The sequence below is a fragment of the Xenorhabdus vietnamensis genome (assembly GCF_002127535.1).
GTDB lineage: Bacteria > Pseudomonadota > Gammaproteobacteria > Enterobacterales > Enterobacteriaceae > Xenorhabdus > Xenorhabdus vietnamensis.
Window position 1 is genome coordinate 464147 of the sequence record NZ_MUBJ01000001.1, and the last position, 13800, is coordinate 477946.

The 13800-nt window shown below is 47.1% G+C and carries 12 protein-coding genes and 3 pseudogenes; 12 read left to right on the top strand and 3 right to left on the bottom strand.

What is annotated here, in order from left to right; translation table 11 throughout:
• Positions 1-37 precede the first annotated feature (37 nt).
• From Xvie_RS01960 to Xvie_RS21295, 5 genes are read left to right on the top strand one after another with little or no spacing between them, the layout of a single operon-like run.
• On the top strand, positions 38-2074 hold the full coding sequence (locus tag Xvie_RS01960; protein WP_086107711.1) for a type VI secretion system Vgr family protein: 2037 nt from the start codon (positions 38-40) through the stop codon (positions 2072-2074).
• Entirely contained in the window at positions 2071-2853 is a 783-nt protein-coding gene (locus Xvie_RS01965; RefSeq protein ID WP_086107712.1) for a DUF4123 domain-containing protein, read from the top strand. Before Xvie_RS01960 ends, Xvie_RS01965 begins: the two co-directional genes overlap by 4 nt.
• Positions 2854-2895: 42 nt before the next feature.
• Positions 2896-4368 (top strand): hypothetical protein, encoded by a 1473-nt coding sequence (locus Xvie_RS01970; RefSeq protein WP_086107713.1) that lies wholly within the window; start codon positions 2896-2898, stop codon positions 4366-4368.
• A complete protein-coding gene (locus Xvie_RS01975; protein ID WP_139838791.1) occupies positions 4304-4798 on the top strand; it encodes a hypothetical protein in 495 nt (164 codons plus the stop codon). The genes Xvie_RS01970 and Xvie_RS01975 overlap by 65 nt, the downstream gene beginning before the upstream one ends.
• Before the next feature lie 3 nt (positions 4799-4801).
• The gene (locus tag Xvie_RS21295) at positions 4802-4942 is read left to right on the top strand and encodes a PAAR domain-containing protein (protein WP_167376216.1); all 141 of its coding nucleotides are present in this window, start codon (positions 4802-4804) and stop codon (positions 4940-4942) included.
• A gap of 240 nt (positions 4943-5182) precedes the next feature.
• Here Xvie_RS21295 and Xvie_RS01980 read toward each other — a convergent pair.
• Positions 5183-6208, bottom strand: a pseudogene (locus Xvie_RS01980) (helicase RepA family protein); the annotation flags it as partial.
• A 642-nt stretch (positions 6209-6850) separates the two neighbouring features.
• Positions 6851-7172 (bottom strand): annotated as a pseudogene (locus Xvie_RS24300) (IS630 transposase-related protein).
• Positions 7173-7234: 62 nt separating this feature from the next.
• On the opposite strand from Xvie_RS24300, the pseudogene Xvie_RS01995 reads away from it, so the two are divergent.
• Positions 7235-7450, top strand: a pseudogene (locus Xvie_RS01995) (ArsB/NhaD family transporter); the annotation flags it as partial.
• Positions 7451-7568: 118 nt separating this feature from the next.
• Here Xvie_RS01995 and Xvie_RS02000 read toward each other — a convergent pair.
• Entirely contained in the window at positions 7569-8546 is a 978-nt protein-coding gene (locus tag Xvie_RS02000; protein ID WP_086107715.1) for an arsenic resistance protein, read from the bottom strand.
• Between the two features lie 385 nt (positions 8547-8931).
• On the opposite strand from Xvie_RS02000, the gene Xvie_RS21300 reads away from it, so the two are divergent.
• From Xvie_RS21300 to Xvie_RS02030, 6 genes are all read left to right on the top strand, one after another.
• Positions 8932-9090 (top strand): hypothetical protein, encoded by a 159-nt coding sequence (locus Xvie_RS21300; protein ID WP_167376217.1) that lies wholly within the window; start codon positions 8932-8934, stop codon positions 9088-9090.
• Positions 9091-9220: 130 nt separating this feature from the next.
• Positions 9221-11359: a PFL_4669 family integrating conjugative element protein gene (locus tag Xvie_RS02010; protein WP_086107717.1), complete on the top strand. Its 2139-nt coding sequence runs from the start codon at positions 9221-9223 to the stop codon at positions 11357-11359.
• A 312-nt stretch (positions 11360-11671) separates the two neighbouring features.
• Entirely contained in the window at positions 11672-12136 is a 465-nt protein-coding gene (locus Xvie_RS02015) for an STY4534 family ICE replication protein (RefSeq protein WP_069317030.1), read from the top strand.
• Between the two features lie 76 nt (positions 12137-12212).
• Positions 12213-12422, top strand: coding sequence for a hypothetical protein (locus Xvie_RS02020; RefSeq protein ID WP_086107741.1), 210 nt, complete (start codon positions 12213-12215; stop codon positions 12420-12422).
• A 16-nt stretch (positions 12423-12438) separates the two neighbouring features.
• The gene (ssb, locus tag Xvie_RS02025; RefSeq protein ID WP_086107718.1) at positions 12439-12957 is read left to right on the top strand and encodes a single-stranded DNA-binding protein; all 519 of its coding nucleotides are present in this window, start codon (positions 12439-12441) and stop codon (positions 12955-12957) included.
• 427 nt (positions 12958-13384) lie between these two features.
• Positions 13385-13800, top strand: a 416-nt coding sequence (locus Xvie_RS02030) for a helix-turn-helix domain-containing protein (protein WP_167376218.1), incomplete at its 3' end; no start/stop codon positions are given.

A 13800-nucleotide genomic window follows, 5' to 3' on the forward strand; every position in this document is an offset into this window, starting at 1 on the left:
AGGAACCCATGCAATAAACTGGAAGGAAAAAATCAACATGAAAAGTGGATTACGCTTTGTTTGCCACATCGCCGGTGTGTCGGCAGAAACTTTCGCCGTGGGGGAGTTTTCCCTACAGGAAGGATTATCAGAACTATTTACCTTGAACCTGACCCTGGTCAGAACGGGTAACCCGAACCCGTTTAAACCGCAGGCTGAGATTGATTTGGCTTCGCTGCTGATGCAGGAAGCGACGTTACAAATTTTTCACGGGGCAACTGAGCAGCGCAAAATCACTGGTATCATCTCCCATGCTGACTGGGCGGGCACCGATGGTAACAAAACGCTCTATACCGTGACCGTGCGTCCGGCTCTTTGGCGGTTGACCCTCAATCAGGACAGCCGAATTTACCATCAGCAAAATGTCCTAGCAATTTTAACCAGCCTGCTGAAAAAACATCGGGTAAAATCCGATTCGAAACTTTACGATGCCCATCAGGACAGAGAATATGTCACCCAGAAACGCGAATCAGATTATGCTTTTTTCTGCCGGTTAGCGGCGGAAGAGGGATTCAGTTTCTGGTTTGAGGATGAAACGTTGTTTTTCAGTGACAGCCATCTGGGAATGACGGCCGGGCTACCCTTGTTTTACCAGCCTCAGCCGGAAACTGCGCACGGGGTGGATACCATTTATCAGGTGCGGCTGGGTGTTGGCATGAGTCCGCAACGCAGTCTGCATAAAGATTTCAACCCGGAGAACCCGCGCTATCACCTCTCCCATATGCACAGCAGTGAAGGCTTCCGTGATTTCGGCAGCCAGACCCCTTATACCGTGTTTGAAAGTTACGGGCGTTTTCAGAAAGATGCCGCTGCCATCCCGTTTTTAAAATACCGCCATGAAGCACTGGATAACCAGAAACAAACCGGCAGCGGCAGCAGTAACTGCATCAAACTGATGCCGGGTAAAATCTTCGAGATAAAAAGTCATCCGCACACTCCGCTTAATACCCGCTGGCAAGTGGTCGGTATCAGTCATCATGGACGCTGCCCGCAGGCACTGGGGCACGATGCCGGTGAAGGCACCACACTCTCCAACCATTTCAGTTTTATTTCGGGTCTAGATGACTACCGTCCACCTTTCCACTATAAGCCTCTGGCAGATGGTGATGAAACCGCAGTCGTAGTCGGCCCAGAAGGGGAGGAAATTTTCGTCAATAAAGACGGAGCCATCAAAATCCATTTCCACTGGAACCGCTATGACGAGCCGGATGATGGGGCTTCCTGCTGGGTACGGGTTGCACAGGGTTGGAACGGCAATGGTTTCGGTTTTATGACCATCCCCCGTATCGGGCAGGAGGTGATTATCTCTTATCTCAACGGAGATATCGACCGACCGATTGTCACCGGCTGTGTCTACAACGGCCTGAACCGTCCGCCACTGGATTTACCTGCCCAAAAAACCCGCACCACCTTTAAAACCAAGACACACAAGGGAAAAGGGTTTAACGAACTGCGCTTTGAGGATGCCAAAGACAGTGAAGAAATCTATCTCCACGGTCAGAAAGACCTGACAGCGCATATCGAAAACGATGCTTACTGGCATATCAAACATGACCAGAAACAGCGTATTGATAACAACCGTTACCACGACATTCGCGCCGATGACCATCATCAGGTCGCCGGTTCACGCAAAATCACCACCGAAGGCGATGTGTCACACCGGATTGCGGGCAGCCAGCATATCCAGACTGGGGATGCCACCGTGATTGACAGCGGGCAGGAAATTCACCTGAAAAGTGGCGGCAAGGTGGTGCTGGAAGCAGCAGCAGAAATCACGCTGAAAGTGGGTGGCAGTTTTCTGAAAGTCACGCCCGGCGGCATTTTATCTTCACCGATTAATGTCGGGCAGGGTTCGGCAGGCAGCGGGCGCGGGGTTTCACTGCAACTCCCTGAGGGGGTAGAGTCGCTCGCAAAAGTAGGGCAACTCCCAATGGCGGAAGCACTCCCGGCAACCGAATTTTCGGCTAAACCACCCTGTGCCATTCTCGCACAGCAAGAGGAAAATTGGATTATCACGGGAGCAGAAGAAGCATGATGGAACCTACCGATTGGAAAAACTGGCTGTCACATCAAGACAGAGGGGAGTGTTATTTTCTGGTTAACAGTCTGGCGAAGCCAAATCCCGTCCAGCTTTTTTACCTCAACGGCTGGGCAGAGCAGGCGTTTCCGCTCTACAGCGGTACACCGATGAATGCTATGCTGGAACAAAGCCCGTGGCTGATCCAACCCAAAGCGAAATGCCTGCCGGAACTGGCTTTGCTGCTGGATAAACACGAATTTAGCGATGCCAGTTGGGGCTGGGGGTATCGCAGCACCTTGCCGTGGTCATTCCAGTTAGCACACTGGCGGTTGCATCAGCAGGTGTTGCTGCGTGGTCAGATTGTGGTGTTGCGGCTGATGGATAATCGTATTTTCACACCGTTGCTGCCCGTTCTGAAACCGGGGGACTGGCGTGAACTGTTAACACCGGTTAATGAGCTAATGATTGATACGCCCAATCCGATTTGCTATTCCCGGCCAGAAAATTGCCCTCAGGAACTGAACACGAATTTATTTGTGTTGGGTGATCATCTGATCGAGGCCCGTTACTCAACCGATACCACCCTAAATAATATGGCTTATTCCTTAAGTTGCCAGCTTTGGGAAGAAAACCCTGAATTGGCATTGAAACTGGATGAACCGGAAGGACAATTGCAGAACAGTCTTGTGGTGTGGTTAAAACAGGCGAGAGATGAAAAACAGAACCTGAACAAACTTACCGTTGAACACTTTATTACCGATAATCAACAGGTTGTGCTTAGCAAAGAGATTTAAGACTAATCCACCACTAATCTATAATCAATTAAGGAAGAAAAAATGAGCCAGTTAGAACAGACGGATTGCATTAACTGCCCAGATATACTGAAACACTGGATTGAATTTCAGCTTGTGGATGAAGAGGGTAAGCCATTAGTGGGAATGCCTTATAAATTGAAGAGCCGGGGGAACCCAAGTATTGAACGAACGGGTACTACGGATGGAACTGGTTTATTACGTGAAGAAGATCTTCCGCCAATGCCGGTAACCTTATCCATATCAGCACAACCACTGGCGGATGAAATTGTCAGACGAACACCTCGCCTGCCAACAGGAGAAACCAATTCCCATGTTAAGCCAACGGCTATAATGGACGGGTATGAATACCAATACATCACATTGGGTATACTCAGTGATGGATATCCTACAATTAGAGGGTGGCAAGCGCAGGAATTACAGAATTCAGAGCATTTCCGTGGTTCGACATTACAGGGTCTGTCAACTCATCAGCTCAATCGACGGTATGTGTTGGAAATACAGGTGATTAGAGGATGTGCATGTGATAGAGATATTACTCTGGATGAACTGCAAGAGATATTGCCCAATGCACCACAAATAAGACTTCAAAACAATTTAGAAGCATTTAATCAGGGTTTTAATAGGTTTGGTATTACTACATGTCGAGGCAAAGCCCATTTTTTAGCGCAGGTATGCCATGAAAGCGGTGGATTACGATATACGAAAGAAATTGGGGGAGAAAGAAAGACATATAACCCTTGGTATGGTCGGGGATTAATACAATTAACATTCCAAGGGACCTATGCAGAGTATGGTAATTATATTGATGAAGATGTAACTTCTTCAGCTCAAGATAGGGATAAATTATTATCTCCACCACATAGTGTGTTATCCGCATTTTGGTTTTATAACATACACAAAAACGTTTCTGGCTCTGCTGGAAATGATGATTTTAATAAAGTGACTGCTCTTATCAATGGGGGATTTAATGGTTATAACGATAGATTAAATTATCTAAAAACAGCAATTAGGGTATTAAGGGCTGAGCATCTTAATCAATTGTTAGAAAATGAAAGATTCGAATTTACTAGTAGTTCTATCTACAATTATAAAATCTATTCTTTCGCATGGGGACTTTGGCATGATCCTAATATAACAACACGCCGAGGAACGACGAAGGACAGAGATGAAGCTTTGAGAGGCTATGAAAGAGTACAGGAATTAATCATTGCAAATCCTTTTAGAACTGAGCAGCAGTTAAATAGGAAAATGTACGGAATAAAAAATCGTGATGTATCCAATTATATAAACGAGAGAATAACTGCCCTGAGAGGAGGGGAAGGTGGAGCAGCAAGAGGGATCGGAGAAAGAAGAGAAGGCGGAGCAGCAAGAGGGGTCGGAGAAAGAAGAGAAGGCGGAGCAGGAAGAGTGGTAGGAGAAAGAAGAGAAGGTGGAGCAGCAAGAGAGATCGAAGCAAGAAGAGAAGGCGGAGAAAGAAGAGGAAGAGGCAATTAAAATGTATAAGAAGCTTATATCTTTGATGTTTATTATATTATCTACTAATTCTTATGCCTCTGAATGGTCTATTGATATTGGTTGTTTTACTTCCGATAGTAAAAAACCAATTAATATAAAATTTGTTGATATGTATTCAAAAAAAGATAATGCCAGAATCGGTTATGTTAAGTATGAAAATTCCCATATGGCTATACCGATTGTTTTGGTTAAGGAGGATTCTGAAATATTAGCAGAGGATAGACCACATCAGTATACAACTGTATGGAATGAAATGATTCAAGGAGCATTTAACGGATCGTATACGGTTATTTCACAGGGAGCAAGATACTATGGTTTCACATATATAAATAAAAAAGGGAAACAAGTGGATTTTGAGGAAAATATGGATGCTTATAACGCAGAAATAAAAGACTGTATTTGGAAATAATACATGGAGAATCGCCAGAGGTTTTTTCTATTTTTCGAGGGCGGTGATAATTTAAGAACTAAGGAAAAACCTATCACCGTAGATGGAATGAGCACTGCCTGTGGCGCAAAACTGATTGCCAGCCAGAAAGATTTTCTCGATTAATGAGGCGAAAATCATTTTGGCCTATGACAACTGACGCGCTGCGCTTGTCTTCTCCGTGTTACCGAGCTAATACATTAACCCGGTAACACGGAGAGATGAAAAATACCTGCCAGAAATAGTTTGTTTCCTCACCTATGCCTCATTTTTCTCCTCATTTTTTATTTTCCTCACTGCAAAAACAGGTGAGGAATTGATAATTTTTTATCCTTAAAAATCAATGTGTTTTGTGCTTCTCATTTTTTAATCTTCATTATTTCGGTTAACAATGCTAAGTTCCTGCCCATTAAGGGTAATCAGCCCGTCGTGCTCTAACTTGGTCAACCAGCGGCTGAAATTCTTCACATTCACACCCATTGATTTTAAATCATCACGGACAAGGGTAATGCTGCAAGGCCCTTTCAGGGCAGTGCGCGACCGGATACATTGCCATAGTGCCGTATGGTTATCGGTCTTATTGGAAACATGACCGATTTCGTCCTCTTCAACCGGATCACGTGGCCTGTCAATCAGAGCCAGTGACGTAATATCCTCACCGTCTTTATCTGTAAAGAGTTCAACCACGCGCATGCCATAGGCTTTGGTTTCCGGCTCTTCGGCATCTTTCCATCTTGGTGCAGACGATAATCAACGCACCACCTTTTTTCCCTTCGCGGCTGATCTTGTATTCAACATCCAATGCGGCGCGAAAGGCACTGGAACCTCTTGCGCCTTTGCTTTCATCTTTGCCGGAGTGGTGAACCACGAGAATACTTGCGCCTGTTTTGGCTTTCAGTTCGTCACAACCCCGGACAAACGCGCCCATATCTTTTGAATCATTTTCATCCGCGCCGCCAAAGCAACGGACTAATGTATCCAGAATAATCAAACGACTGGCTGACCTGTTTCAGTTTCAACCTGCCGGGCGGCAATCACCAGCTCATGCACTTCGGCAGGCGAGGCCGGAAAAACGGGCGTATTAATCAGATACATATTTTCAACCGTCTGACTGTTGACGATTTCCCATGCTTTGATGCGCCGGGGTACGCCGATCCCGCCTTCACCGACCACGTACACTACGGAACCCTGAGCAACCTGTTTTCTTGCCCATACCTTACCCGTGGCAATATGACAACCCCATGCGCCTGCCAGAAAACTTTTATATGACCCGCTTGCCCCGTAAATGCTGCACAGAGAATGCGCCGGAATAATGCCTTTAACCATGTAGTCTAACTGGGCATCAAAGCCTTCTGAGCCGATTGACAGCGGTAATTTTGTTTTGCGATTTGGGTAAATGCTTTCAACATTGTCATAACAACGGGTTTCTACTGTGTAACTATTCATCGGTTCCCTTACCTGAAATAATCCCTCACAAAATACCTGTTGTGCTGCCTCAATGCCATATTGCTGGCGATAATCATCCCAGTCAGCTTTATGCTCTGTTGGTGGCAATGTAACCCAACCATTTACCGCCAGCGCTGCTTTCTCTGCTGAGAGCTTGCCGATATTTACTTTGGGTTTGCCGTTCTTATCCAGCTCGTCGTGGCGATGCCAGTCATTATCTGCGGCAATAATGATTTTTGTGTTCGGCCAGCGTTCCCGAATGGCTTTGGCAACAGAATCCATGACAATCACTGCACTGCTTGGGCGCTTTGGCAACAAATCCTGTGTCAGCCAGGCATGAAAGACCTCCGCATTAATGCTCCCTGCAAACAAGCTTAAGGTCACGAAGGTCTTTTTGATGATAGCGCCAATGGCATTCGACCTTTGGCATGCCAGTCGTGTGTACCGCAACAACGCAGCCCTTTCGCCGAATAACCGTGTGTACGTGGCATAGACTGCGCAAAACCGCTTTCATCCAGATAAACAATCGGTTTGCCCGCGTGTTCATAGTGGCGGATGCGCTCGACAAACGCCTGACGAGCCTGAGCGTCAGCGTTGGGGTGTTTTAGCGTTTTTTTTGAAGGTGATATTCAGCCGATTCAATGCGTAATGGATAGCTGACTGCGTGACCCCCAAGCGTTTTGCTCTTTCCCACTGATAGTCATCGGGGTAATTTTGTACATCGATGATGAGCACCTCATCACTGATTTTCGTGGGCGGTTTATCACGCGTCACACAAGGTTCTATCTTGTGACTCCAGAAACAGGGTGCGGATAGCGATATCAAAGTGGGCACCTGTTTGTTCGAAAGTCAACGAATGCTTGTCTTTGTATGCCAGTACTTTCTTGCGGAAATCTAAACTGTCACCCATCTCACGACTCTGCCTTGTCATTGGAATTCAGATATTATGCCATATTATTTTGATTCTGCTATATCAAAGAAGCCATGATTTACGCCAATATTATTGGCAGTGATCTGGGACCTAAAATCACGCCCATTGGGAGCCTGGCGACGTTACTTTGGCTGCATGTTCTTACGCAGAAAAATATCATCATCTCATGGGGCTATTATTTCCGCGTCGGGATCGTGATGACCAATCCGGTTCTTTTCGTGACGTTGTCTGCACTGGCACTGCGACTGTCGTTTTAATCGCTCTTTGAGCCATCCAGAAAAGGGGGCCAATGGAACGAAAACGTATGTTAAGCGTTGTCGTATGTCATTAGCCCTGATTCCAGCCACCAATCAAGGGAAGATTAATTATTAGCTGCTATTTTCCTAATTTAGGTATCAGTCTGATATAAACAAGCTGGCTGACCAATTCAACTATAATTTGGGTAACGATAACCGCAGGTAAAATGGGTATCGCACCTGGTACAGCAAGTGCAAGAGGAAGTATAACCAGAGAGTTTCGTGTACCTGCGCTGAATGCCACAGCCCTGCCAGCCGTTGTCTCAAGTCCAAAAATCCGTGATACATACCACCCTGCCAGAGGAGCAAGAATAGCAAACGCAGCGTAAAGGGGAACTGCGTGTAAAGCAGCTGTCTTCGCAACTCCCAACTTAGGCACCATAGCAGCCACAACGGTGAAAAGTACTAGTGCCGTGGCGGGAACGGGCAGAACCCCGAGTCCGTCGAAGACAATCCCACCAGTGTGGCTTCTGTGGCTCCAGAACTGAGTTAAGGCCGCAAGGAATAAAGGTACCGTTATCAGCCAAATGAAAGCATGAATGAAAGGACCGAAATGGACCAATCCTGAGGCTTGTTCACCAAGAAAAAAATGTAGATAAACCGGTAAAATTAGAACCTGTACAATGAGTAACGCAGGAGTGGAAGCCAACAGCAGTCGTGAGTCGCTACGCCCCAGTTGCGAAAACGTTACGACATAATCAATACAGGGAGTCAGAAGCACCAGAAGTACGCCGAGTAAAAGCAGCGGATTTTCCGGAAGAAATCGTATCAGCACAGCAACAATAATGGGGATGATCAGGAAATTTGTCAGAAGCAGCGGTGTGAGAAATCGAACGCGCGTAAAGGCTTTGGCTAGCTCGACAACAGGAACCTGAAGGAAAGTCACATATAGCATCAGTGCCAATGTCGGGTTTATGGCTACCTCTAAAATTGACGTATCCGGAATTAATAAGGCAGTGATCGCCCCGGTTATTATGGCCACAAAATAAATAATAACCTGGCTATGCTCAAGTCTGTCTCTGAGAGAGACAGTCTTTTTTGGGAAAGACTGGAACATGGAAGTGTATCCTTAAGGAATTATATTAACTGTATTAGTCCTCACTTGACACTCGATATGACATTGGACCTTGAAAGGTTAAGAGTTACCGGTTTTGATAAGGGTGTATAATCTTGGATACAGAATACGAGGTAACTCCCCCGCTTTATACTAACAAGCTCATTATCAAACATAAAATGGGTTTGCTAAATCTGGTTAAAGAACCCAGTAATGTCTGGAAAGCATGTCAAATTATGGAGATATCGGGGGATGCATTTTATCGTTATCAGAAGAGGATTGAAGAAGGTGATATGATGCCCTGACCGATCAAATCCACCGCATTCCTAACATTAAGAACTACGTTGATGAGGCCATTGAACGGGTAGGCTCGTGAGCAGCTCCACTCATGATGAATAGATTTCCCGTGAAACGGCAGAGTGGTCAGGATGGTATTTTTCCCTTTATTTTTGATGAGGCTCCGGTTAAATCAGGTTTCATGAGACTCCTGATTTATTTGTTCAGATATTATACAGTGCTGGCACTGCCAGCATTGATTGGAAAATAATCAACCTTGACAGTGGGCCAATCCCGCCTATTTTTTCTTCTTGTTCCATAATTGGTTATCCATTGAATTTCAGCCTCCTTTGCCCTGATAGTTTGACTGACTTATCAAGGCTAAATGGGAGTCTTTGTGCATGTCAGATTTGGAAGAAAAACTCGCATCCCAGCCGCAGCGGCGCGCCGGAGTCTTAACCTCTTCATTAACGATTGAATTACATACTCACTATGCTATCCGGCTGTGGGCAGGGCGCCGGCGGGAAGAGATCAGCAAGATGCATCAGGTTGCGGAGATCCTTGGGATGCCTCAGGTGATCAAACGGGCTGGTAACATTAGTGTGGATATCGCTGCCGATAATCCGTATGCCGATGCCTGGCTGGTGAAACTGGAGCAGAAGCTGGAAGCTGCGTCTACCAATCTCCAACAGAGTCTTGCCACTTTGCAGGATACTCTGAATGCTGTACCAAAGCAGATCACCTTATCCTCAGTTTCCTCTGTCGAACCACTGAATATTGGTGTCTACAGTCATTCGCCATTAGGTTATCGCTGTGTCTGGCTGCTGGTTGGCTACGACCAGCTGGCGATGAAAACGTTTCAGGTTTTTCATTACGGGCTGATTTCACGTGCAGAGCGGGATGCCTTTCTGCACAACGGCAGCCGTGCCATTCGCCAGATTTACGGTCTTGTGCGCTCTTACCGTTCACTGGCGGTCACCCGACAGGATATTGCAGAGAAAACTCAGGCAGGGCTGGGGCGGGCACGCGCCGATTGGTTAACGGGTATCAATCTGACCCGTTTGTATACCCTGAAAGCCCAGGCGCTGGGGTTCGGGGACGTGTTATCCATCGGTCGGGTACAGACCCCGGCGCTGGCTCTGGTGGTGAACCGAGATAAAGAAATCAGTCACTTTGTGCCGAAACATTACTGGCAGGTGATGGTGAAGCTGGAAAAAGACAACACCCACTTTCAGGCGAAATGGCTGCCCGCTGCGGAGGATGGCGATGCCGAAAACCGCTGTCTCCGGGAGGCTGTGGCGCAGGCAGTACAACAACGTTGTCAGCAGGCAATGCAAGCCACGGTGATGGCGGTCAGCAAAAAACGGGAGAAAACCCCGCCACCACTCTGCTTTGATTTGGGGACATTGCAGCAGACGGCGTCCCGTCGCTGGGGCATGGGTGCCAGTCAGGTACTGGCAATTGCCCAGTCTCTGTATGAAACCCATAAAGCGACGACTTATCCGCGTACGGATTGCGGATATCTGCCCGTGCCCATGCAGGCAGATATTTCGGTGGTGCTGACGGCGCTGGTGCGAACCGATCCGGCGATGGCCGATATTATCAGTCAGCTGGACAAACGACTTGTTTCCCGGGTCTGGAATGACAAAAAAATCACGGCCCACCATGCCATTATCCCCACACGTCACGCTTTTGACCTCACCCGGTTAACGACCGACGAGTTACAGGTTTATCAGCTTATTCGTCAGCATTATCTGGCGCAGTTTCTGCCTGTGCAGGAAACGGATGTGACTGAAGTGACACTGGATATCGGTGGGCAACACTTCCGGGTCAAAGGGCGGGTGAATGTGGTGACAGGCTGGAAAACGCTGTTGACCGATGAAGCTGGTGAGCAAGCAGAACAGGAAATGGATTTGCCCTTACCGGTGTTGCATCAGGGCGCCCGGTGTCAGATTGTTGAAGTCAACATCCGGTCACTACAGACCAAGCCCCCGGCACCGTTTACCGAAGGCACGCTGATTGCTGCGATGAAAAATGCTGCCAGTCTGGTCAGTGATCCGCAACTAAAACAGGTTTTGCGTGAAAGTGCCGGGTTAGGCACAGAAGCGACCCGGGCCGGTATTCTGGATACGTTGTTTAAACGCGGGCTGATTGAGCGGAAAAAGAAAGCGATTCAGTCAACACCACTGGCACGGGAACTGGTTGCCGGGTTGCCGGAGGTGCTGACCAGTCCGGGCATGACGGCGTTATGGGAGCAGTCGCTGGAGGATATTGCGCAAGGCAAAACATCGCTGGCTGTTTTTATGCAGAAACAGGTGCAATGGCTTTTACATTTAGTCGAGCGCGGCAAGGCCCTGCCGCTGCAACTGACGTTACCGAAAACCCCGGATTGCCCGAACTGTGGCAGCCGGATGCGGCAGCGGCAGGGGAAAACCTCGCCGTTCTGGGGTTGTGTGAACTACCCGGGCTGTAAAGGAATGCTGAATGCTAAAGCGCTAACCCAATCGCGTAAAGTCAGGCGGGCAAATCAAAAAGTTTGATGATCTGGTTGTTGATTGACGTGCTGACAGGATGCTTTAAGAATCAGCCTGTTTCTTAAATGATCGGTGAGCCTGCAACGATCGCCTTTGGGTGGTTGTAAAACTCCCGTGGCCTGAAAGGGAGTGCCTCAACGCGGTACATCTGCCCCCTTTGAAAGCAGATATTGCCGGTTCAACGGCAATGAAGGTTCATTATTCTTTATCATAACGTCAGCAACGTCTGTGTCTGACACCCGGCGGGAAAAAACATTCCCGTCAGGGAGTAGGGTTTTCTCCGTCACATTGTATTTTTACTTCCATGGAGAACATCGTATGTCTGAGAACACCACAACCTTAACCAAAAACGACTATTTCAACCTGAATATTAAAGGACTGGGTTATCTGAATAATATCCGCCATGTCAGCACCGCCAGCGGTACGTTCCTGAGTTGCGTGATCAATGCATTAAATGGCCCGGGTGATAACCCGGTTTATGTCCGTTTTGATATCACCGTGGTGGGTAAGGAAGCGACCAGTCTGATCGGTCGTTGCCAGAAATCGGTGGATGAGGATAAGAAAGTGTTGCTGGGCTTCACATTAAGTAACCCGTCCACTGATATTTTCACCCTGAAACGCGGTGATCATGCCGGCGAACAGCGTGTCAGCCTGAAAGCCCGTCTGATTAAAGTTGACTGGATCAAAATCGGTCAGGACAAAGTCTATCAGGCTGAACAGTCTGATTCGGCTCCTCCCCAGAACGGAGTTGCGCAAACTGAATATGCAGAGAATTCATTCTGATATTCCTTTTATCCCACCGATTTGCCCTGATGTTTCAGGGCAGTTCCTTTATTATCAAAGACAGCAGGATACAGAGATGAATATTGCCCCGATTGGTGTTCTGGCACTGCAATATTGCCATAAACAGTTACCGTTAGCCGTGTTGCAAAGCCGTGCAGGGTTTTATATCGGCACGATGGATGCAGGGGTTCTGTGCTCCCGTGAATCAACAGAGTATTTTGCCAGCCGTGAACAGGCAAAATTGGCCCTGCAACAAGGGCGCTGGACACAACGCCAGTCAGCATAACAGGGAGGAAACTGATATGTCTTCGCGTGGAATTAACAAAGTGATTTTAGTCGGAAATCTGGGGCAGGATCCGGAAATCCGTTACCTGCCAACGGGTGGCTCCGTGGCAACGCTGTCGCTGGCCACGTCAGACAGCTGGCGGGATAAACAAACCGGCGATACCAGGGAGAAAACCGAATGGCACCGGGTGGTGATCTTCGGCAAATTAGCAGAAATTGCGGCGGAGTACCTGCAAAAAGGTGCTCAGGTTTATATTGAAGGCCAGTTGCAAACACGCAAGTGGCAGGATAATCAGGGACAGGATCGCTATTCAACCGAAGTGGTGGTCAATGTGAATGGCACGATGCAGATGTTGGGCAGTCGTGGAGATGCAAAACAAGTGGCTACTCAGCTGGCTGGGCACAAACCAGAGCAGAAACCACAACTCCCTCAATCGACTAAAACGAAAAAGGAAAGAGAGTCTCTTCCGGCAGCACAACCTGCTGCGTTATTGGAAGAGGAGAAAATGGGCTGGGGGGATGAGATTCCATTTTGAACCGTTTTTATAATCGATAAGTTGCCCTGTTATTGCAGGGCTTATTTTCATCTTTGTACCAATGTCGACGAGCTTACTAAAAATAAATGTAATTATGATTTTTTACTTAAATGTATTTGTAGCCTGATACAGGCTATAAGTTAATTAACAAGATGAAATTATTTAAAGTTGTAATTATGTATGAAGTTTACATTACATTTTTTTAGAAGAGAGTTATGTCAGAATAGCAATGTTATGATTTTTATGTGAATGCAGGATTAATTTATCTGTAGTAGAATATGTAATCTTTTTGTATGTGGTATCTTTTTAGAAAAAATAGAGGGTTTATGGTTACTGCAAGTATTAATGACTTTAAATTACTAAATACTATACCCGTCGTAATTGAAGATGCTTGATTTTTCATTCATATCAGCGCAGGATCGCGCCCATGAAAATTAATCTGACAGATGCCCAAAAAAAAGCCCTCGAATTGATGCATGATACGACTCGTGATGGAAGAGTACGTGACCGCATCAAGGCCGTGCTTTTGGCATCAGAAGGCTGGACTGCCCAGATGATTGCGCAGGCTTTGCGTATTCATGAAAGTACGGTGAGTCGCCATCTTAAGGATTATTTCTCTGGGGAAAAACTCGCCCCTGAAAATGGGGGCTCTGAAAGCCGTTTGTCTGCCGAACAAGCGACAGAATTAGTTGAGTATCTGACAGCAAATTTGATGCACACTACCGCACAAATTGTCGCCTGTGTCTGGGCGCGCTGGCAGGTTGCTTTCACGGTGGCCGGGATGACAAAATGGCTTCACCGTCAGGGATTCAGCTACAAAAAGCCGGTGGGAACGCCTCATAA

Bases quoted from the DNA above. Each gene is read 5' to 3' on its own strand.
- Xvie_RS01960 (WP_086107711.1), top strand. From the start codon at position 38: ATGAAAAGTGGATTACGCTTTGTTTGCCACATCGCCGGTGTGTCGGCA.
- Xvie_RS01965 (WP_086107712.1), top strand. From the start codon at position 2,071: ATGATGGAACCTACCGATTGGAAAAACTGGCTGTCACATCAAGACAGA.
- Xvie_RS01970 (WP_086107713.1), top strand. From the start codon at position 2,896: ATGAGCCAGTTAGAACAGACGGATTGCATTAACTGCCCAGATATACTG.
- Xvie_RS21295 (WP_167376216.1), top strand. From the start codon at position 4,802: ATGGAGAATCGCCAGAGGTTTTTTCTATTTTTCGAGGGCGGTGATAAT.
- Xvie_RS02000 (WP_086107715.1), bottom strand. From the start codon at position 8,546: ATGTTCCAGTCTTTCCCAAAAAAGACTGTCTCTCTCAGAGACAGACTT.
- Xvie_RS21300 (WP_167376217.1), top strand. From the start codon at position 8,932: ATGATGAATAGATTTCCCGTGAAACGGCAGAGTGGTCAGGATGGTATT.
- Xvie_RS02010 (WP_086107717.1), top strand. From the start codon at position 9,221: ATGTCAGATTTGGAAGAAAAACTCGCATCCCAGCCGCAGCGGCGCGCC.
- Xvie_RS02015 (WP_069317030.1), top strand. From the start codon at position 11,672: ATGTCTGAGAACACCACAACCTTAACCAAAAACGACTATTTCAACCTG.
- Xvie_RS02020 (WP_086107741.1), top strand. From the start codon at position 12,213: ATGAATATTGCCCCGATTGGTGTTCTGGCACTGCAATATTGCCATAAA.
- ssb (WP_086107718.1), top strand. From the start codon at position 12,439: ATGTCTTCGCGTGGAATTAACAAAGTGATTTTAGTCGGAAATCTGGGG.